General features: G+C 71.8%; 15 protein-coding genes and 1 tRNA gene. 4 read left to right on the forward strand and 12 right to left on the reverse strand.

The annotated features are described in order from the left end of the window. Positions 1 to 41: 41 nt before the first annotated feature. From pdxT to pgsA, 6 genes are all read right to left on the reverse strand, one after another. A complete protein-coding gene (pdxT, locus tag ACIBNA_RS41280; RefSeq protein ID WP_399170468.1) occupies positions 42 to 650 on the reverse strand; it encodes a pyridoxal 5'-phosphate synthase glutaminase subunit PdxT in 609 nt (202 codons plus the stop codon). A 5-nt stretch (positions 651 to 655) separates the two neighbouring features. Further along, entirely contained in the window at positions 656 to 1,567 is a 912-nt protein-coding gene (gene pdxS, locus ACIBNA_RS41285; protein WP_020270015.1) for a pyridoxal 5'-phosphate synthase lyase subunit PdxS, read from the reverse strand. Positions 1,568 to 1,700: 133 nt separating this feature from the next. Continuing rightward, positions 1,701 to 2,243: a hypothetical protein gene (locus tag ACIBNA_RS41290; RefSeq protein WP_399170469.1), complete on the reverse strand. Its 543-nt coding sequence runs from the start codon at positions 2,241 to 2,243 to the stop codon at positions 1,701 to 1,703. A gap of 108 nt (positions 2,244 to 2,351) precedes the next feature. After that, positions 2,352 to 3,515, reverse strand: coding sequence for a glycosyltransferase family 4 protein (locus ACIBNA_RS41295; RefSeq protein WP_399170470.1), 1,164 nt, complete (start codon positions 3,513 to 3,515; stop codon positions 2,352 to 2,354). Then, positions 3,512 to 4,420 (reverse strand): phosphatidylinositol mannoside acyltransferase, encoded by a 909-nt coding sequence (locus ACIBNA_RS41300; protein WP_399170472.1) that lies wholly within the window; start codon positions 4,418 to 4,420, stop codon positions 3,512 to 3,514. The genes ACIBNA_RS41295 and ACIBNA_RS41300 overlap by 4 nt, the downstream gene beginning before the upstream one ends. After that, positions 4,417 to 5,175, reverse strand: a complete 759-nt coding sequence (pgsA, locus tag ACIBNA_RS41305; protein ID WP_399170481.1) for a phosphatidylinositol phosphate synthase — start codon at positions 5,173 to 5,175, stop codon at positions 4,417 to 4,419. Before pgsA ends, ACIBNA_RS41300 begins: the two co-directional genes overlap by 4 nt. A 216-nt stretch (positions 5,176 to 5,391) precedes the next feature. Between pgsA and ACIBNA_RS41310 the strand changes: the two genes are divergently transcribed. Then, positions 5,392 to 7,590 (forward strand): elongation factor G-like protein EF-G2, encoded by a 2,199-nt coding sequence (locus ACIBNA_RS41310; protein WP_399170473.1) that lies wholly within the window; start codon positions 5,392 to 5,394, stop codon positions 7,588 to 7,590. A gap of 184 nt (positions 7,591 to 7,774) precedes the next feature. After that, entirely contained in the window at positions 7,775 to 9,430 is a 1,656-nt protein-coding gene (locus ACIBNA_RS41315; protein WP_399170474.1) for a hypothetical protein, read from the forward strand. A 136-nt stretch (positions 9,431 to 9,566) separates the two neighbouring features. On the opposite strand, the gene ACIBNA_RS41320 is transcribed toward ACIBNA_RS41315, so the two are convergent. From ACIBNA_RS41320 to ACIBNA_RS41335, 4 genes are all read right to left on the reverse strand, one after another. Beyond that, positions 9,567 to 10,127 (reverse strand): HIT family protein, encoded by a 561-nt coding sequence (locus tag ACIBNA_RS41320; protein ID WP_399170475.1) that lies wholly within the window; start codon positions 10,125 to 10,127, stop codon positions 9,567 to 9,569. A gap of 89 nt (positions 10,128 to 10,216) precedes the next feature. After that, entirely contained in the window at positions 10,217 to 12,193 is a 1,977-nt protein-coding gene (gene thrS / locus ACIBNA_RS41325; RefSeq protein WP_399170476.1) for a threonine--tRNA ligase, read from the reverse strand. A 93-nt stretch (positions 12,194 to 12,286) separates the two neighbouring features. Beyond that, a complete protein-coding gene (locus tag ACIBNA_RS41330) occupies positions 12,287 to 13,525 on the reverse strand; it encodes a hypothetical protein (RefSeq protein ID WP_399170477.1) in 1,239 nt (412 codons plus the stop codon). After that, a complete protein-coding gene (locus ACIBNA_RS41335; RefSeq protein WP_399170478.1) occupies positions 13,522 to 14,088 on the reverse strand; it encodes a DUF4365 domain-containing protein in 567 nt (188 codons plus the stop codon). The genes ACIBNA_RS41330 and ACIBNA_RS41335 overlap by 4 nt, the downstream gene beginning before the upstream one ends. A gap of 169 nt (positions 14,089 to 14,257) precedes the next feature. Here ACIBNA_RS41335 and ACIBNA_RS41340 point away from each other — a divergent pair, with 169 nt between their 5' ends. Then, a complete protein-coding gene (locus ACIBNA_RS41340; protein ID WP_399170482.1) occupies positions 14,258 to 14,986 on the forward strand; it encodes a 3'-5' exonuclease in 729 nt (242 codons plus the stop codon). A gap of 58 nt (positions 14,987 to 15,044) precedes the next feature. Here ACIBNA_RS41340 and ACIBNA_RS41345 read toward each other — a convergent pair. Next, positions 15,045 to 15,116, reverse strand: a tRNA-Val gene (locus tag ACIBNA_RS41345). Between the two features lie 39 nt (positions 15,117 to 15,155). After that, the gene (locus tag ACIBNA_RS41350) at positions 15,156 to 15,602 is read right to left on the reverse strand and encodes an SRPBCC family protein (protein ID WP_399170479.1); all 447 of its coding nucleotides are present in this window, start codon (positions 15,600 to 15,602) and stop codon (positions 15,156 to 15,158) included. A gap of 96 nt (positions 15,603 to 15,698) precedes the next feature. On the opposite strand from ACIBNA_RS41350, the gene ACIBNA_RS41355 reads away from it, so the two are divergent. Then, positions 15,699 to 18,140: an SCO7613 C-terminal domain-containing membrane protein gene (locus ACIBNA_RS41355; protein ID WP_399170480.1), complete on the forward strand. Its 2,442-nt coding sequence runs from the start codon at positions 15,699 to 15,701 to the stop codon at positions 18,138 to 18,140. The last annotated feature ends 90 nt before the right edge of the window (positions 18,141 to 18,230 follow it).

An 18,230-nucleotide genomic window follows, 5' to 3' on the forward strand; every position in this document is an offset into this window, starting at 1 on the left:
TCTCCTTCGCGTAACCCATCTCAGCAACGAACGCAGGAATCCTACAAGGACTCGGCTGTCCGGTTCGCGCGCACCATGTCGACGAACAGGGCGTGCACGCGGTGGTCGCCGGTCAGTTCCGGGTGGAACGACGTGGCCAGAGCGTTGTCCTGGCGGACCGCGACGATGTGGCCGTCGTGCTCGGCGAGCACCTCGGCCCCGGCGCCGACGGACTCGACCCAGGGGGCGCGGATGAAGACGCCCTCCACCGGGTCGCCGTCGACGCCCTCGACGTCGACGGCCGCCTCGAAGGACTCGTTCTGCCGGCCGAAGGCGTTGCGGCGCACGATCATGTCGATGCCGCCGACGGTCTCCTGGCCCGAGCGCGGGTCGAGGATCTTGTCGGCGAGCATGATCATGCCGGCGCACGTGCCGTAGACGGGCATGCCGTCCCGCACGCGTGAGCGCAGCGGGTCCATCACGCCGAACAGGACGGCCAGCTTGGAGATGGTGGTGGACTCGCCGCCGGGGATGACGAGGCCGTCCACCTCGGCGAGTTCTTCGGGGCGCCGCACCGGCCTGGCCACGGCATCGGCCGCGGCCAGGGCGACGAGGTGCTCCCGTACGTCGCCCTGGAGGGCCAGGACGCCGATCACAGGTGCTTCGGTCATGGGTGTTACCAGCCGCGGTTGGCGTAGCGCTCGGTCTCGGGGAGGGTGTCGCAGTTGATGCCGACCATGGCCTCGCCGAGGTTGCGGGACGCGTCGGCGATGATCTTCGGGTCGTCGTAGAAGGTGGTGGCCTTCACGATGGCGGCGGCGCGCTTGGCCGGGTCGCCGGACTTGAAGATGCCGGAGCCGACGAAGACGCCCTCGGCACCGAGCTGGCGCATCAGCGCGGCGTCGGCCGGGGTGGCCACACCGCCCGCGGAGAACAGTACGACCGGCAGCTTGCCGAGCTCGGAGACCTCCTTGACGAGCTCGTAGGGGGCGCGCAGCTCCTTGGCGGCGGCGTACAGCTCGTTGTTGTCGAAGCCGCGCAGCTTGGCGATCTCGTTCTTGATCTGGCGCAGGTGGCGGACGGCCTCGACGACGTTGCCGGTGCCGGCCTCGCCCTTGGAGCGGATCATCGCGGCGCCCTCGGCGATGCGGCGCAGGGCCTCGCCCAGGTTGGTGGCGCCACAGACGAACGGCGTGGTGAAGGCCCACTTGTCGGAGTGGTTGACCTCGTCGGCCGGGGTGAGGACCTCGGACTCGTCGATGTAGTCGACGCCGAGGGACTGCAGCACCTGGGCCTCGACGAAGTGGCCGATGCGGGACTTGGCCATGACCGGGATCGAGACGGCGTCGATGATGCCCTCGATCATGTCCGGGTCGGACATGCGGGCCACGCCGCCGTCCTTGCGGATGTCGGCCGGGACCCGCTCCAGGGCCATGACGGCGACGGCGCCAGCGTCCTCGGCGATCTTCGCCTGCTCCGGCGTGACGACGTCCATGATGACGCCGCCCTTGAGCTGCTCGGCCATACCGCGCTTCACGCGGGCGGTGCCGGTCTCGGGGGCCTGGGAGTTGGGGGACGTGGTGGACACGGGTGACCTCGCTACGGAAAGGGGAATTCTGCAGCACCGAGGAAACGTGAGGAACCAGGCCACAGCAAGGGCCAATGGGAACGCTGTGGATCCTTTTCCGGCGCGCGGCCGCGAAACGGCAGGTGAACGGGGCTCAGGCGGCCCGGTCCGCCAGGGCCGCCGGAGGCTCGTCGTCCATTTCGAAGGCCATGGGGAACGGGGCGTGGCCCGCCAGGCGGAACCAGCGGACCTTGCGGTGCCTGCGCAGGGCGCGGGCGGCACGTACGGCGTCGTTGTGGAAGCGGCGTGCCATCGGGACGCGGCGCACCGCCTGCGCGAGCTCCTCGGCGGCCTCCTCGCCGCCGGGCGCCTCCCGCACCGCCTCCATCTGCTGGACCTCCCCGAAGACGGCCCGCAACGCCTGGCTCAGCTCGCTCTCGGCCACCTCCCGCTGCTCCTCCACCGCCTGACGGGCGGCGTGCGCGGCCTCGTAGAGGACGATCGAGGCGGCCGGATCCAGGACCCCCGCCGTCGCCAGTTCCTGCGCGACCGAGGCCCGGCGCAGCAGCTGCGCGTCCAGGGCGGCGCGGGCGGCGTCGATCCGGGCGTGCAGACGGTCGAGACGGCCGGCGGTCCAGCTCAGATAGAGCCCGATCGCGACCAGGGCCACGGCGATCCAGATGAGAGTGGTGGTCACGGGCGGCAAGGCTAGCGGCCCGGCCGCACCGGCGGTTCACCCCGCCCTGCCCGGGGCCCTGCTGGATCAGGTGGACACCGGCGGGCGCCGCACCGGCGCCGCCCGGCGTCAGTCCCGGGCGAACCCCAGCCGGGCCCACAACCCGGTCACCCGCTCGTCCTCGGCCACCGCAGCCGCGCCCGCCGTCACCGTCTCGTAGACGGACAGGATGTCCGCGCCGACGGTCGACCAGTCGAAGCGCCGCACGTGGACGCTGCCCCGCTCGCGCAGTTGCGCGCGCCGGGCCGGGTCGTCCAGCAGGCGTACGGCCGCGTCGGCCAGGGCGTCGGCGTCCTCGTTGGGGAACAGTTCGCCGGCCTCTCCCTGGTCCAGGACCTGGGCGAAGGCGTCCAGGTCGGAGGCGAGGACGGGGGCTCCGGCGGACATGGCCTCGACCAGGATGATCCCGAAGCTCTCGCCGCCGGTGTTGGGCGCGACGTACAGGTCGACGCTGCGCAGGAAGCGCGCCTTGTCCTCGTCGCTGACCATGCCGAGGAACTCGACGCGGGAGCGCAGCTCGGCGGGCAGTGACTCCACCGCCTCCTCCTCGTCACCGCGCCCGGCGACCAGCAGCCGGGCCTGCGGGCGGGCGGCGAGGATCTTCGGCAGGGCCCTCATCAGCACCGGCAGGCCCTTGCGGGGCTCGTCGATGCGCCCTATGAAGCCGATCGTGTCACCCTGCCACTCGGCCTTGGGCTCGGCCTTGGCGAAGAAGTCGACGTCGACGCCGTTCGGGATCACCACCGCGTCCCCGCCGAGGTGCTCCACCAGCGTGCGGCGCGCGTACTCGCTCACCGCGATCCGCGCGCTGATCTTCTCCAGGGCGGCCTGGAGGATGGCGTACGCGGCGATCATCGCGCGGGAGCGCGGGTTGGACGTGTGGAACGTGGCGACGATCGGTCCCTGGGCCGCCCAGCAGGTCAGCAGGCCCAGCGAGGGCGAGGTCGGCTCGTGGATGTGGATCACGTCGAACGCGCCGTCGTGCAGCCAGCGGCGCACCCGGGCGGCGCTCAGGAAGCCGAAGTTGAGCCGGGCCACCGAGCCGTTGTACGGCACCGGCACCGCGCGCCCGGCCGAGACGACGTACGGCGGCAGGGGCGTGTCGTCGTCGGCCGGGGCGAGGACGGACACCTCGTGGCCGAGGCGGAGGAAGTACTCGGCCAGGTCCCGGATGTGGAACTGGACCCCGCCCGGTACGTCCCAGGAATACGGGCAGACGATGCCGATCCTCACGGGCGCCCCTTCGCCGGGTCGAGGTCCGCGAGCCACAAGCGCTGCAGCATGTGCCAGTCCTCCGGGTGGTCGGCGATCCCCGTGGCGAAGGCGTCGGCCAGCGCCTGTGTCATCACAGACGTCTTCTCGGCGCGCGTGCCTGACTCGGGCACCTCGACGGGCGGGTGGAGGCGGCCCCGCATCACGGGCGAGTCGTCGTACCAGAGGGTGACGGGGAGCAGCAGGGCGCCCGTCTGCTGGGCGAGCAGGGCCGGTCCGGCCGGCATCCGGGCGGTGTCGCCGAAGAAGTCGACCTCGACGCCGGAGGCGGACAGGTCGCGGTCGGCGACCAGGCAGACCAGGCCGCCGTCGCGCAGCCGCCGGGCCAGGGTGCCGAAGGCGGTGCCGCCGCTGTGCGGCAGGACCTCCATGCCGAGGCCCTCGCGGTAGGCGACGAACCGGTCGTACAGCGTCTCGGGCTTCAGGCGCTCGGCGACCGTCGTGAACGGGATGCCGAGCTTCGTGGTGACCCAGGCGCCGGCGAGGTCCCAGTTGGCCAGGTGGGGCAGGGCGAGGACGACGCCCTTGCCCGTGGCCATTCCCTCGGTCAGGTAGTGCAGGTCCTTGGCGACGAACCCGCCCTCGACGCGCTCCTTGCTCCAGGCCGGGAGCCGGAACGACTCCATCCAGTAGCGCAGGTACGACCGCATGCCCGCCCGCGACAGCTCGGCGAGGCGCTCGGGGCTCGCGCCGGGCACCACGCGCGCGTAGTTGCTCTCCAGCCGCTGTACGCCCTTGCCGCGCTGCTTCCAGGCGAGGTCGGCGATGGTGTGCCCGAGCCGTACGGCGACCGGCTCGGGGAGCTTCTTGACCGTGCTCCAGCCGAGGCCGTACAGCGCGTCCGTCAGCCGGTCCTGTGCGCTCACGTGGCCGCCTCGCTCCCGTGAGAGGCGTTCTCCTGCTCGCCACCATTGTCGTCCTGCGCGGCGGCCGCGGCCTCGGCCTCCGCGGACTCCCGGCGGACCGTGACGACCCGCTGGATCAGCGTGACGAGGCTGCCCACGGCGACGATCCACAGGGCGACCGGAAGCAGGTACTGGATGCCCGGGACACCGAACGCGTGCAGGCCCGCGAGACCGGCCGCGACCAGGGAGATCACCAGCCGCTCGGCCCGCTCGACCAGCCCGTTGACGGCGACCGGCAGGCCGATCGACTCGCCACGGGCCTTGGTGTACGACACCACCTGGCCGCTGGCCAGGCAGAAGATCGAGACGGCGCACAGGACCAGGTCGTCGCCCCCGCCCGCGTACCAGAGGATGAAGCCGCCGAAGATCGCGCCGTCGGCGACCCGGTCGAGCGTGGAGTCCAGGAAGGCGCCCCAGCGGCTGGAGCGGCCGAGCTGGCGGGCCATGTTGCCGTCGACCAGGTCGGAGAACACGAACAGCGTGATCACGACCGTGCCCCAGAAGAACTCGCCCATGGGGTAGAAGACCAGCGCGCCCGCGACCACACCGGCCGTTCCGATGAGCGTGACCGTGTCGGGGCTGACGCCCCGCCGGATCAGAAACGCGGCGAACGGGGTGAGAACACGCGTGAAGAATGCACGCGCGTACTTGTTCAGCATGGCCTTCCCGAGGGTCGGTGTCGCCGTCTGGCCCCTGCTGGCCACCGGCTGGCCCATCGTAGCCACGCGCGCGTGCGGGCGACGGGCGGGACCTTAAGGCCCGTGTCACGGCGCACCGGTGCGCGGGGCGGGGCGCGATCACGTCCTTCGTATGGACGCACCGTGACGGGAGTGGAAAGCTCGAATAACCGCGGGCGTCGCCGGAGCCGCACCGCACGCGGATCCCGCGTGTCCGCGCCCACAGTGACCTCACCGTGCACGGGAGGCAGGATCATGGGCGACAAGACACAGACACACCCTGGGGCCGCCGGCAGGGCACAGGCGGCCGACCACCCCCAGTCCGTACGGAATGTGGTGCTGGTCGGCCACTCCGGATCGGGCAAGACCACGTTGGTGGAGGCCCTCGCGCTCACGGCGGGGGCAGTGAACCGGGCGGGCCGCGTGGAGGACGGCGGCACCGTCTCCGACTACGACGAGATCGAGCACCGGCAGCAGCGCTCGGTGCAGCTCTCCCTGGTGCCCGTCGAGTGGGACGGCATCAAGGTCAATCTCCTCGACACCCCCGGATACGCCGACTTCGTCGGTGAGCTCAGGGCCGGTCTGCGAGCGGCGGACGCGGCCCTCTTCGTCGTCTCGGCCTCGGACGGCGTGGACGGCTCGACCCGCATGGTGTGGGAGGAGTGCGCGGCCGTGGGCATGCCACGGGCCATCGTCGTCACGCGCCTGGAGGCGGCGCGCGCCGACTTCGAGGAGATGACGCGGATCTGCGCGGAGGCCTTCGGCGCGGACGATCCTGACGCGGTCCTGCCGCTCTACCTGCCGCTGCACGGCCCGCAGGCGCCGGACGGGCACGCGCCCGTTACCGGCCTGATCGGGCTGCTGTGGCAGAAACTGTTCGACTACTCGACCGGCGAGCGCAAGGAGTCCGAGCCGGGCGAGGACCAGCTGCCGCTGATCGAGGAGGCCCGCAACCGGCTGATCGAGGGGATCATCTCGGAGAGCGAGGACGAGACCCTCATGGACCGCTACCTCGCCGGGGAACCGGTCGACGTCAAGACCCTGATCGAGGACCTGGAGCGGGCGGTCGCACGCGGGGTCTTCTTCCCCGTCCTGGCCGCCGCCCCCGCGGCCGAGGGCTCCCGGCAGGGACTCGGCACGGTGGAACTCCTGGAGCTGATCACCCGGGGCTTCCCCACGCCGCTGGAGCACGAGACGGTGCGGGTGACGACCATCGACGGCAAGCCGCGCGAGCTGAAGCCGTGCGACCCGGACGCGCCGCTGGTCGCGGAGGTCGTGAAGACCTCCTCCGACCCGTACGTCGGCCGGCTGTCGCTGATCCGCGTGTTCTCCGGCACCCTGCGCGCCGACCAGACGGTCCACGTCTCCGGGCACGGCCTTTCCGACCGCGGGCACGAGGACCACGACGTCGACGAGCGGATCGGCGCCCTGTCCACCCCGTTCGGCAAGCAGCAGCGCCCGGTCTCGCACGTCATCGCGGGCGATCTGGCGTGCGTGGCGAAGCTGAGCCGCGCCGAGACCGGGGACACCCTGTCCTCGAAGGACGACCCGCTGCTCATGGAACCGTGGCAGATGCCCGATCCACTGCTGCCGCTGGCCATCCAGGCGCACAGCAAACCGGACGAGGACAAGCTCTCGCAGGGCCTGGCCCGGCTGGTGGCCGAGGACCCGACGATGCGGCTCGAACAGAACCAGGACACCCACCAGGTGGTCCTGTGGTGCCTGGGCGAGGCGCACGCGGACGTCGCCCTGGAGCGGCTGCGCAGCCGCTACGGCGTCCAGGTCGACGTCGTACCGCACAAGGTGTCCCTGCGCGAGACCTTCGCGATCAAGGCGGCCGGGCGCGGCCGGCACGTCAAACAGTCCGGTGGGCACGGGCAGTTCGCCATCTGCGAGATCGAGGTGGAGCCGCTGCCGGGCGGCTCGGGCATCGAGTTCGTGGACAAGGTGGTCGGCGGCGCGGTGCCCCGGCAGTTCATCCCGTCGGTGGAGAAGGGCGTACGGGCCCAGGCCGCCAAGGGAGTCGCCGCCGGGTATCCGCTCATCGACGTCCGCGTGACCCTCCTGGACGGCAAGGCGCACTCGGTGGACTCCTCCGACGCCGCGTTCCAGACGGCCGGTGCGCTCGCGCTGCGGGAGGCCGCGACCGACGCGAAGATCCATCTGCTGGAGCCGGTGGCCGAGGTGTCGGTGCTGATCGGCGACGAGTTCGTGGGCACCGTGATGAGCGACCTGTCGGGGCGGCGCGGCCGGGTGCTCGGCACCGAGCAGACACCCGGCGGGCGCACCCTGATCCGGGCCGAGGTGCCCGAGATCGAGATCGGTCGCTACGCGATCGACCTGCGGTCGATGTCGCACGGCACGGCACGCTTCAGCCGCCGGTACGTACGGCACGAGCCGATGCCGCAGCAGGTCGCGGACCGGATCCGTGAAGAGGAGCGCAAAGCCTCCTAGTTGGGGCCCGCGGGGGCCAAGTGGCCCTCGTGAGGGCTCCCTCCGCACAGGCGGGCGGTTCCAAGGACCGCCCGCCGACGGATGCCGGTGCCTGCGGATACGCTGATGACCTGATCAACAGGTGTGCGAAGCGCGGAAGTCGGGAAGGCCGCTTGATGCGGAAGCGGCAGCGATGGGGGCGGCAATGACGGACGGATTCGACTTCAGCCCAGGGGCCCAGGTGCCTCTGGCGGGTTCGGCTGGTCAGACGGCGGCGACCTACGGGCTGGCCGCGGCGGCGTACCGGGACGACGAGGTCACCAAGATCCTGAACGCCGACAACGAGTGGCATCAGTCGAAGGTGACCCCACCGCGCTCCTGGGCGAAGATCTTCCGCCCCAATTTCGGCGAGGCCTTCTCCCGCGCCGTCATCGACCGCATGCTCGGCGCCGGGCGCAAGCCGGTCATCCAGTCCTTCGGCATCGAGCCCCAGGTCGTCGTGGAGCACTGCCTGGCGGCCCACCGCATCCGCCGCGACCGCGACAACCGGCTCTCGGCGATCACGGTGATCTGCGGGGTGCTCTTCCTGCCGGGCTTTTTCGTGTGGCTGCTGGTGTTCACGCTGCGCACCACCATGGCCAAGCGCGAGGACAAGCGCGCCGGCGCCCTCGCCACGACCCTGCTGGTCGCGGTGGGCGCGCTCGCCGTGCTGTTCCTGATCCGGATGCCGTTCACGGGCTTCTGGGGCTGGTACGCGCGCGCGGCGATCATCATGCCGGTCGTCGGCTGGTTCTGGGCCAAGCATGTCTGCGAGCGGACGGCCCTGGACCTGCGGGAGCGCTGGTCGAGCCTGCTGGCGGGCGGCGGCGTGGGCGCCAAGATCCCCGAGGCCGTTCCGGGCAACCCCGGCGACGCGGCCGAGCAGGTCCGCAAGGAGCTGGCGCGCCTGAGCGCCGAGCAGCGGTCCAACTCGGTCTTCTACGCCGGGCCCAAGGGCATACTCGGCATGGGCACGCGGTGGGGCAGCTGGCAGCTGGCCGAGGAACTGGTGTCCGCCGAGCCGGGCAAGGACTTCCACCCCTTCCGCAGCTGGGACGTCATCTCGGCGATCCAGGGCGGTCTGGGCATGCTGGAGCGCACGTCCATCAACACCGGCGGCTTCACCAAGCCGTCCATCACGCACTGGATCGTCACACCGATCGGCGAGAAGGCGACGGAGGTGTCCCGGCCGAGCGGCGCGGACGTCGACGCGTACACGGTCCGGACGCACGCCATACAGGACATCTGCAACAAGCAGCAGTTCGGCAGCGGCGACCGGCACTATCTCGGCGTGCAGTGGACCCTCTGGGACGGCCACCTGGTGATCACGATGCTGATCACGGTGACGGTGCTGCACGACACCCTGCGCATCGAGGTCACCGGGCACGCGCTGGGTCCGGTCAACTCCCTGTTCAACGAGAAGCCCGCGGCCAAGGAGAAGTCGGTGCAGAAGGCTCTCCGGTTCTGGGAGACCCGCACCGTGAAGCTGCCCCTCATCGACGCCGACGAGGTGGTACGGCTGGCCGCGCGCGCCCCGCTGACCTGGTATCCGCCGCTGCTGAAGTGGCTCGGCGGCAGCCTGACGCTGCCGGAGCCGTTCGGTCTGCGGCACGCGTGGGCGGACCAGCCGTGGCGGCATCGGTTCATGGCGGACGATGCGCTGCGGGCGGCTACGCCTGTGCTGCGCGTGGTGCATGCGGCGGCGTTGAAGGTGCTGCGGGAGAACGGGGTGAACGTGGAGAAGTTCGGGGCGCGGTCGGCGGTGCTCAGTGGGGCGGTGCAGGAGGCTTCGCCGAAGAAGGCCGACGTGTACGACGCGTAGGCCTCCGGCCTCGAGCCGTTCAGCCGCGGGCCGGTGGGGGCTCGCGTCCCTGGGGGCTGCGCCCCGGACCCCCATCGGCCTGAAGGGCCTCGTCCTCAAACGCCGGACGGGCTGAGAAGGTCCGACCCCGCCGGGTTCAGCTGGTCGGCCAAGCCTCCGCCAGCATCTTCCTCGTGTCCGCCAGGAGCTGCGGCAGCACCCGTGTATGCCCCACCACCGGCATGAAGTTCGTGTCCCCACCCCACCTCGGCACGATGTGCTGGTGCAGATGCGCCGCGATGCCCGCGCCGGCGACCGAGCCCTGGTTCATGCCGATGTTGAAGCCGTGGGCGCCGGAGGCCGTGCGCAGGGCCGTCATCGCCTGCTTGGTGAGCTCGCCGAGCTCGGCGGTCTCCCCCGCCGTGAGGTCGGTGTAGTCGGCGACGTGCCGGTAGGGCACGGCCATCAGGTGCCCGCCGTTGTACGGGTAGAGATTGAGCACCGCGTAGACCTGCTCGCCGCGCCTGACGACCAGCCCGTCCTCGTCGGACTTGGCCGGGATGGAGCAGAAGGGACAGCCGTCGCCGGCGCCGGGGCCGGTCGGCTTGTTCTCGCCCTGGATGTAGGCCATCCGATGGGGCGTCCACAGACGCTGGAACGCGTCCTGCGTCCCCACTCCCAGCTGCTGCTCCGGCTCACTCGTCATGCAGTGCAGCATATGGCGTCGACCTGGGGGTACGGCAAAGGCCCCCGGGATCTCCCGGGGGCCCGTACGCGGTTCGGTCAGGTCGCGGTGACGCCCTGCGGTCAGACCTGCGCCCGCTCCTCGACGACCTTCACGATCTTCGCGATGGCCTCGTCGAACGGGATGCCGTTCTCCTGGGAGCCGTCGCGGTAGCGGAAGGACACGGACCCGTGGGACATGTCCTCGTCGCCCGCGATGACCATGAAGGGCACCTTCTGCTTCTGGGCGTTGCGGATCTTCTTCTGCATCCGGTCCGAGGAGGAGTCCACCTCGACGCGCAGACCCTTCTTCCTGGCCGCCGCCGCGAACTTCTCCAGGTACTCGACGTGCGCGTCGCCGATCGGGATGCCGATCGCCTGGACCGGGGCCAGCCACGCCGGGAAGGCACCCGCGTAGTGCTCCAGGAGCACCGCGAAGAAGCGCTCGATGGAGCCGAACAGCGCGCGGTGGATCATGACCGGTCGGGTCTTGGAACCGTCCGCGGCCGTGTACTCCAGGTCGAAGCGCTCGGGCAGGTTGAAGTCGAGCTGGATGGTCGACATCTGCCAGGTGCGGCCGATGGCGTCCTTGGTCTGGACGGAGATCTTCGGGCCGTAGAAGGCGGCGCCGCCCGGGTCGGGGACGAGGGGCAGTCCCTGCTTCTCGGCGACCTGGCGGAGGGTCTCCGTGGCCTCCTCCCAGGCCTCGTCCGAGCCGACGAACTTCTCCGGGTCCTTGGTGGACAGCTCCAGGTAGAAGTCGGTGAGGCCGTAGTCGCGCAGCAGGTTCAGGACGAAGGTGAGCGTCTTGTCGAGCTCCTCCGACATCTGCTCGCGCGTGCAGTAGATGTGCGCGTCGTCCTGGGTGAAGCCGCGGGCCCGGGTCAGGCCGTGCACGACGCCCGACTTCTCGTACCGGTACACGGTCCCGAACTCGAACAGGCGCATCGGCAGCTCACGGTAGGAGCGCCCGCGGGCGTCGAAGATCAGGTTGTGCATCGGGCAGTTCATGGGCTTGAGGTAGTAGTCCACGCCCTCGTCGAGCTGCATGGGCGGGTACATGCCGTCGGCGTACCAGTCCAGGTGGCCCGAGGTCTCGAAGAGCTTCCCCTTCGTCGCGTGCGGGGTGTAGACGAACTCGTAGCCCTCCTCCTCGTGGCGGCGCCGCGAGTAGTCCTCCATGACCCGGCGGATGACGCCGCCCTTGGGGTGGAAGACGGCGAGGCCGGAGCCGATCTGCTCCGGGATGGAGAACAGGTCGAGCTCGCTGCCGAGCTTGCGGTGGTCGCGCTTCTCGGCCTCGGCGAGGAACTCCAGGTGCGCCTTCAGCTCGTCCTTGGTGGGCCAGGCGGTGCCGTAGATGCGCTGGAGCATGGGGTTCTTCTCGCTGCCGCGCCAGTAGGCGGCCGCGTTGCGCATCAGCTTGAACGCCGGGATCGCACGGGTCGACGGCAGGTGGGGGCCGCGGCAGAGGTCCTTCCAGCACAGCTCGCCGGTCTTGGCGTCCAGGTTGTCGTAGATCGTCAGCTCTCCGGCGCCGACCTCGACGTCCGCGCCGTCGTCGGAGGAGGCGGAGCCCTTGAGGCCGATCAGCTCCAGCTTGTACGGCTCGCCGGCCAGCTCCTCGCGGGCGGCCTCGTCGGTGACGACACGGCGGGCGAACTTCTGCCCCCGCTTCTGGATCTCCTGCATCTTCTTCTCGATGGCCTTGAGATCCTCGGGCGTGAACGGCTTCTCGACGTCGAAGTCGTAGTAGAAGCCGTCCTTGACGGGCGGGCCGATGCCGAGCTTGGCCTCGGGGAAGAGCTCCTGCACGGCCTGCGCCATGACGTGCGCGGTGGAGTGGCGCAGGATGTTCAGGCCGTCCTCCGAGGAGATCTCGACGCCCTCGACCTCGTCGCCCTCGGACAGGGCGTACGACAGGTCCCTGAGTTCGCCGCCCACGCGCGCGGCGATGATCGAGCGCTCGCCGGCGAAGAGCTCGGCGGCCGTAGTGCCCGTCGTCACCACGCGTTCTTCCCGCTCGGAATCGCGCTGGATGATCACACGGACGTCTGACACCGGTCTCTCCTGACTGAAGGTGGGGTCGCGGCGCCATACCGGAGCGCGCGCACGAGTATGGATCGTACCGACCCCGGACCGCCCACCGCGAAATCAGTCCCCGCAGTCCCCTCCGCAGGCCTCCTCGAAGAAGGCCGCCATCCCGGCGTTCTCCTGGAGCGCCTTCATCAGGCGGTCCCGCTCGGCATCGTCGACCTGCACCGGTACGACGCCGTGGGCGCCGGTGAGGCGCCGGAAGCCGCCCCGGCTCTCCAGCCGTCCCTGGATCCGCACCGGCAGTCCGACGAGGTGGGCGTGCCCGGCGATCCGGTAGTCCTCCTCGTCGAGGGTGATCCGGACGTTGGGTACGTCGGCCCCGGCCAGCACCCGCAGCCGTACGGTGCCCTCGCCGCGCGGCCCCGACCTGCGCATCCGTACCACCGCTCCCGTGATCCGCACCGGTACGGCGGGTTCCTCGCGCAGATAGCGGGCGCCCGCCTCGCGCAGCACGGGCAGGTCGCCGGGTGAGAACTCGACGGGCTCGGCGGAGGGCGCGCAGCCCTCGGGCACACCGGCGGCCGGGGCCCACTCGACGGCGATCCGGGCGCCCTCCGTGCCCCGGACCAGGGCGACGAGGGCTTCGGTGAGCTCGTGGCTCACGCCCGCCTCGACCGCGGCGTCGAAGGCGTCCATGCCGCCGGCGGCGCGCTGGTAGTCGATGGCCTCACGGGCGGCGTACAGGGCCTGGTGGAGGCGGACGGCGAGGGGGCGGCCGTCGGCGACGGGCACGAAGGCGGTGAGCCGGCCGTCCGTCGCGGAGCCGACGAGGACGTTGTCCAGGGACGCGGCGGCGGAGCGCCGGTGCCGGGCGCCGTGGTAGCCGGCCCGCGCGCGGGTGGCGAGTGCCGCCGCGAGCAGCATCCGGCGGGCGGCGGTGCGCAGCCGGTCCTCGACGGTCCAGGACGCCGCTCCGGCGGGCCCGGCGGGGACGTCGTGCCACCAGCGGATCTCGTCGCTGGGGACTGCGAGGGAGACGAGGACCTCGCGGGCGGAGGGCGAGCCGCTGCGGGACAGGGCGAGCAGGGCCTCGCCGAGCAGGTCGTCGCTGTCGGGGAAGGCGCGGCTCTCGGGTACGAGGAGGCTGGTGCCGCTGCCGCCGGGGCCGGGCGGGGTCCAGCGGCCGTAGCGTCCCGGGGCGCCGCCGCGGCGCTGCCAGCCGTGCCGGCGGAGCAGGGCGCTGAGCACGGCCGGGTCGACGTCCATGGGCTCGGGCGGGCGGCCGTTCCATCCCGTCGTGTCGACGGGGTGGGGCCGCACCTGCCTGACGGGCTCCTCGGTCGGGCGGTGCGTCACGGTTTCCCTCCCGTCCCGACCCGCGTCATGATCTCGCACAGCGCCCGGTCGTCGAAGATGCGTGAAGTCGGTATCCGCACGGTGGTGCGGCGGCGGCCGGTGATCGGCTGGCCGGCGAGGTTGGTCCAGTAGCAGCAGTGCCTGAGATCCAGCCGGTCCTGGCTGGCGCGCAGCCAGTCGTCCTGGGATCGCGGCACCAGCATCACCACCAGGATCTTGTGCACCGACACGGGTGTGCGGGCGAGCTTCGCCAGGTGGTCGTTGTCGAGCGTGAAGGCGAAGGTGCGGCCCGGTGGGTTGGGCGGCACCTGGTACGTGGCCTTGAGCTGCACCTTGATGGTGACCTCGTCGTCGACCGTGTGCCCGGGGGCGCTGTGGCTGACGTGCCAGTCGATGCCGTTGTCGGGAAACGGCTGGGAGAGCGAGCAGCCGGCGGCCGCCGCGACGGCGTGCAGATAGCCGACCTGGAGTGTCTCCATGCAGGCGGTGGTGGCGAGAGTGCCGCGAGAGGGAGCCGTGCGCTCGGGCAGCAGCCCGCCCCGTTCGGGCTGCGCTATGGCCATGGCCAACAGCCTTCCAGAACAAGTGAGTCCCCACTGCGGGCCGCTGAACTGCGCGGACCCGTACTCCTGTTGTCTCCTTCCGGCGTACGGCGCAAACAGCCCGGGTATCACCGAATCGGGCAGCGGACGGTGCGTCAGCTGCCGAGGGTGAACGAGGGGTTGTGTGGCTATGACGACGTGCTGGTACGAGGGGCCGATGGCCGCTTTCGACACGGAGACGACGGGCGTGGACGTCGAGACCGACCGCATCGTGTCGGCCGCCGTCGTCGTCCAGGACGCCCCGGGCGTCCGGCCGCGGGTCAGCCGCTGGCTGGTGAACCCGGGCGTGCCGGTGCCCGCCGAGGCGACGGCGGTGCACGGGCTGACGGAGGAACACCTCCAGCGCAACGGCCGGTGGCCGGCGCCGGTGATGTTCGAGATAGCGGAGGCGCTCGCCGAGCAGGCGCACGTCGGCCGCCCGGTCGTGGTGATGAACGCGCCGTTCGATCTGACCCTGTTCGACCGGGAGTTGCGCCGCCATCGTGCCTCGGCCCTGAGCCGCTGGTTCGAGTCGGCGCCGCTGCTCGTGCTCGACCCGAGGGTCCTGGACAAGCACCTGGACCGTTACCGCAAGGGCCGCCGCACGCTGACCGATCTGTGCGCGCACTACGGCGTCGCGCTGGAGGGCGCCCATGACGCGGCGGCCGACGCAGTGGCGGCGCTGGAGGTCACCCGGGCGGTGGGCCGCCGTTTCGCGTCGCGGCTGGAGCGCCTCGCCCCCGGTGAGCTGCACACGCTTCAGGCGGTGTGGCACGCGGCGCAGGCCCGGGGGCTCCAGGCGTGGTTCGCGCGCAGTGGCGTGGACGAGGCGGTCGACCCGGCCTGGCCGCTGCGTCCGGACTTGCCGGCGGCGGCCTGAGCACCCTTTCCAGGGCATGAAAAAACCGGTCCGTCTGAGACGGACCGGCTGTTTCCGGTGGGCGATACTGGGTTCGAACCAGTGACCTCTTCGGTGTGAACGAAGCGCTCTCCCACTGAGCTAATCGCCCGGGAACGCACCGAACAATACAGGCCCCGGCACGCTTCCTTCAAACCGCTTCGAGGTGCCTGGCCAGTCCGCGCGCTCCCGCGCTCATCATCAGCCGGTGATTGGCCCGGAAGGCGGGCCGGCACGGCACGGCCAGCCGCCGCAGCAGCGGCTTGCGGACCTCGACGAACTGGTCGTACCGCGCCAGAGTCCCCGTCCCGTCCGGTGCGAGCGTCCAGCGCGCCCAGCCCTCCATGTCGCCGGACAGCGCGAGCTCCAGCACGCCGGCCCCGGGATCACGTCGCACCTCCCGCGCCGTGAAGGTCATGTCGTACGGCAGGACGGAGCGGACCCGGACCACCCCCGTCGTGTCGTCGAGCCGGGTCACCTCCCGGACCTGGCGCCACCACCGGGGGTAGTCCTCGGCGCGCTCCAGCGCCTCGTACACGGTGGCGGGCGGCGCGGGCAGGGCCCACAGACTGCGGAAGCGGTAGCGGTTCCAGTCCATGACCCCAGTCTGCCCACTCCCGGTGCGGGCTGGCTGAGTACGCGCCTGAGTATCCGGACTCATGCCGTATGGGGTGACGCGGACCACACTGCCGTCATGACGCACTTTCCGCCCCCGGCCGAGGAGTTGCGGCTCCTTGATGCCGAACTCCGGCAACTGGAGTCCCGACGCACCCAGTTGCTGGCGCGTCGCGCCTGGCTGGTCGCGACCCTGCAACAGACGCAGCAACAGGCGCGGGCTCAGGCGCGGGCGCAGCTGCCGCCCGCCGCGCCGTCCCGCCCGGAGACCGCAGCGCCCAGTGTGCAGAACGTGCTGCTGGTGCTCGGCGGTGTGCTGCTCACGCTCGCGGCGGCGGTGTTCACACTGGTCAGCTGGGGGCACATGGGGATCACCGGGCGGGCGCTGGTGCTCGGCGCGGTCACGCTGGCCGCGCTCGCCGGGCCGGCGCTCCTGCTGAAGCGGGGGCTGCGCTCGACGGCCGAGTCCGTGGCCGGGCTGGGCCTCGCGCTGACCGTCCTGGACGCCTACGCCCTGCACGAGGCCGCTCTCGCCGGGACGGACGGGACGGGCTACGCGGCGGCCGCGGCGGCGGTGCTGGCGGGGATCTGGTCGGCGTACGGTCTGCTGCCGGCCACGGCCGCGCTGCGACTGCCCCTGCCCTGCGCCCTGGCGGCGGCCCAGTTCCCGCTGCTGCTGTGGGCCCTGTCCGCCGACGCGGGTCCGTACGTGATCAGCGCCGCGCTGCTGGTGACGGCCGGCCTGGACGCGGTGGCCGCGCTGCGGGTGACGACCGGTTCCACACGGATCACCGCCGTGGTCGGGGCGTACTGCGTGGGCGCCTGGGGCGTCCTGACCGCCGGCTGGCTGTCCTTGGCGGCTGACACCCCGAGCGAAGCCGCACGCGCCGGGGCACTCCTGCTTCTCGCGGCGGCGATCGCGGTGGGAGCGGCTTGGTGGGGGGCGGGCACAGGTTCGGATTCGAGTTCGAGTGAGAGCGCGGACGCGCCCTGGCAAGGCCCGAGCCAGAAGCACGCCCTCGGTCTCGCGATCGTCTCGGGCCTGCTCGCCGTAGGTGCGTTCGGCGGGGTGGCCCGCTCCTGGCTGCCGGAGATGTGGACGGTTCCGGCCTATGTGGTCTGTGCGATCGCCCTGCCGGCGGCGGTGCGGGCCGGGCGGCTGCCGGACGTGGTGCGGCTCGGGTTCGCCTGGGCCTCCGGTGCCGTGCAGGCGCTGGCCGTGCTGTGGGCGCTGCCCGTCGTAGCCGTGGTGGTGCTGGGGCCGGCCGGCTGGATCGGCCGGGTGTGGAGCGGGGCGCCGTCGGACGCCCGGGCCGCCGTGACCGTCGAGGCGCCCTGGCCGCCCGATGCGGCGGCAACTCCCGTCGTGCTGCTGGCCGTCGCGGCTGTTCTCGCCCTCGCGGCCCGTGCGGAGCAGTGGCGTTCGCGGGCCCGGATCGGTGCGCTGGGCCTGGTGTGGGCCACGGCACTGACGCTTCCGGCGGTGTTCGGGATTCCGTACGTCGCCGGGATGGTGGTCCTGGGAGTCATGACAGCGGCTGCGTTGTACGTGGGCCGGGCCACGGTGTCCGCCGCGCGGCTCACCGCCCTCCTGCTCTCGCTCATCACCTCCGTCGGCCTCGCCCTGGCCTCCCTCGCCTCCCAGACCGCGACCCTGGTGGTGCTGTCGGTGCTGACGGCCCTGTTCGCCTCGGCCTCCTGGCGGGCGGGCGTCGTCTCCGTCACGGCTGCGGCCGCGCTCGTGTACGCCGCTGCCCTGGCCTCGGCGTCGGGTGCCGCCGCGGACTGGCCGCCGTCCCGGACCGCCTTGCTGGTCCTGGCCGTTCCCGTGGCCGCCGCACTGCTCGCGCCGCGTCTTGTTGTGTCCAGGGCGACGGTGCCGGTCGAGGCCGTGGGAGCCGCCGCCGGTCTGCTGGCCGTGGGCCTCGCCGGCACCGATCCGCCGATGCTCGCCCTGGTGCTGGCGTTGTGCGGCGTGATCACCGCGGGCACCGCACTGCGTCCGGACCGCCGTCCCGTCGGCTACGCGGCCACGGCCCTGTTCGTGCTGGCCGCCTGGGTACGCCTGGATGCGTGGGAGGTCGGCACCCCCGAGGCGTACACGCTCCCGGTGACCGTCCCGGCGCTGCTCGTCGGCGCCCTGCGCAGGCGCCACGACCCGCAGACCTCGTCCTGGACGGCGTACGGCCCCGGACTCGCCGCCACGCTCGTGCCGAGCCTCGTCGCGGCCTGGGGCGACCCGCACTGGACGCGGCCGTTGCTGCTGGGCACGGCGGCACTGCTGGTCACCCTGCTGGGTGCCCGGCACCGCCTCCAGGCGCCGCTGGTGCTCGGCGGCTCCGTGCTGGCCCTGGTCGCGCTGCACGAACTCGCCCCGTACGTCGTGCAGGTGACCGGGGCACTCCCCCGCTGGGCGCCTCCCGCCCTCGCCGGACTCCTGCTGCTCGCACTCGGGGCGACGTACGAGCAGCGGATCCGGGACGTCCGGCGGGTGCGGGAGGTCGTGGGGAGGATGAACTAGGGTCTGTCGTTTGGATCAGGTCGCAGGGAAGCGACTGTTCTGCTCGGTGCCGGCGAGCGGGGTCTGGTGCGTGCCTCTGCAAGGCGGAGG

Source organism: Streptomyces sp. NPDC050164 (genome assembly GCF_044459945.1).
Taxonomy (GTDB): Bacteria; Actinomycetota; Actinomycetes; order Streptomycetales; family Streptomycetaceae; genus Streptomyces; species Streptomyces coeruleorubidus_A.

Bases quoted from the DNA above. Each gene is read 5' to 3' on its own strand.
- ACIBNA_RS41315 (WP_399170474.1), top strand. From the start codon at position 7,775: ATGACGGACGGATTCGACTTCAGCCCAGGGGCCCAGGTGCCTCTGGCG.
- ACIBNA_RS41310 (WP_399170473.1), top strand. From the start codon at position 5,392: ATGGGCGACAAGACACAGACACACCCTGGGGCCGCCGGCAGGGCACAG.
- ACIBNA_RS41350 (WP_399170479.1), bottom strand. From the start codon at position 15,602: ATGGACTGGAACCGCTACCGCTTCCGCAGTCTGTGGGCCCTGCCCGCG.
- ACIBNA_RS41320 (WP_399170475.1), bottom strand. From the start codon at position 10,127: ATGCTGCACTGCATGACGAGTGAGCCGGAGCAGCAGCTGGGAGTGGGG.
- pgsA (WP_399170481.1), bottom strand. From the start codon at position 5,175: ATGGGCCAGCCGGTGGCCAGCAGGGGCCAGACGGCGACACCGACCCTC.
- ACIBNA_RS41355 (WP_399170480.1), top strand. From the start codon at position 15,699: ATGACGCACTTTCCGCCCCCGGCCGAGGAGTTGCGGCTCCTTGATGCC.
- ACIBNA_RS41335 (WP_399170478.1), bottom strand. From the start codon at position 14,088: ATGGCCATAGCGCAGCCCGAACGGGGCGGGCTGCTGCCCGAGCGCACG.
- ACIBNA_RS41340 (WP_399170482.1), top strand. From the start codon at position 14,258: ATGACGACGTGCTGGTACGAGGGGCCGATGGCCGCTTTCGACACGGAG.
- pdxT (WP_399170468.1), bottom strand. From the start codon at position 650: ATGACCGAAGCACCTGTGATCGGCGTCCTGGCCCTCCAGGGCGACGTA.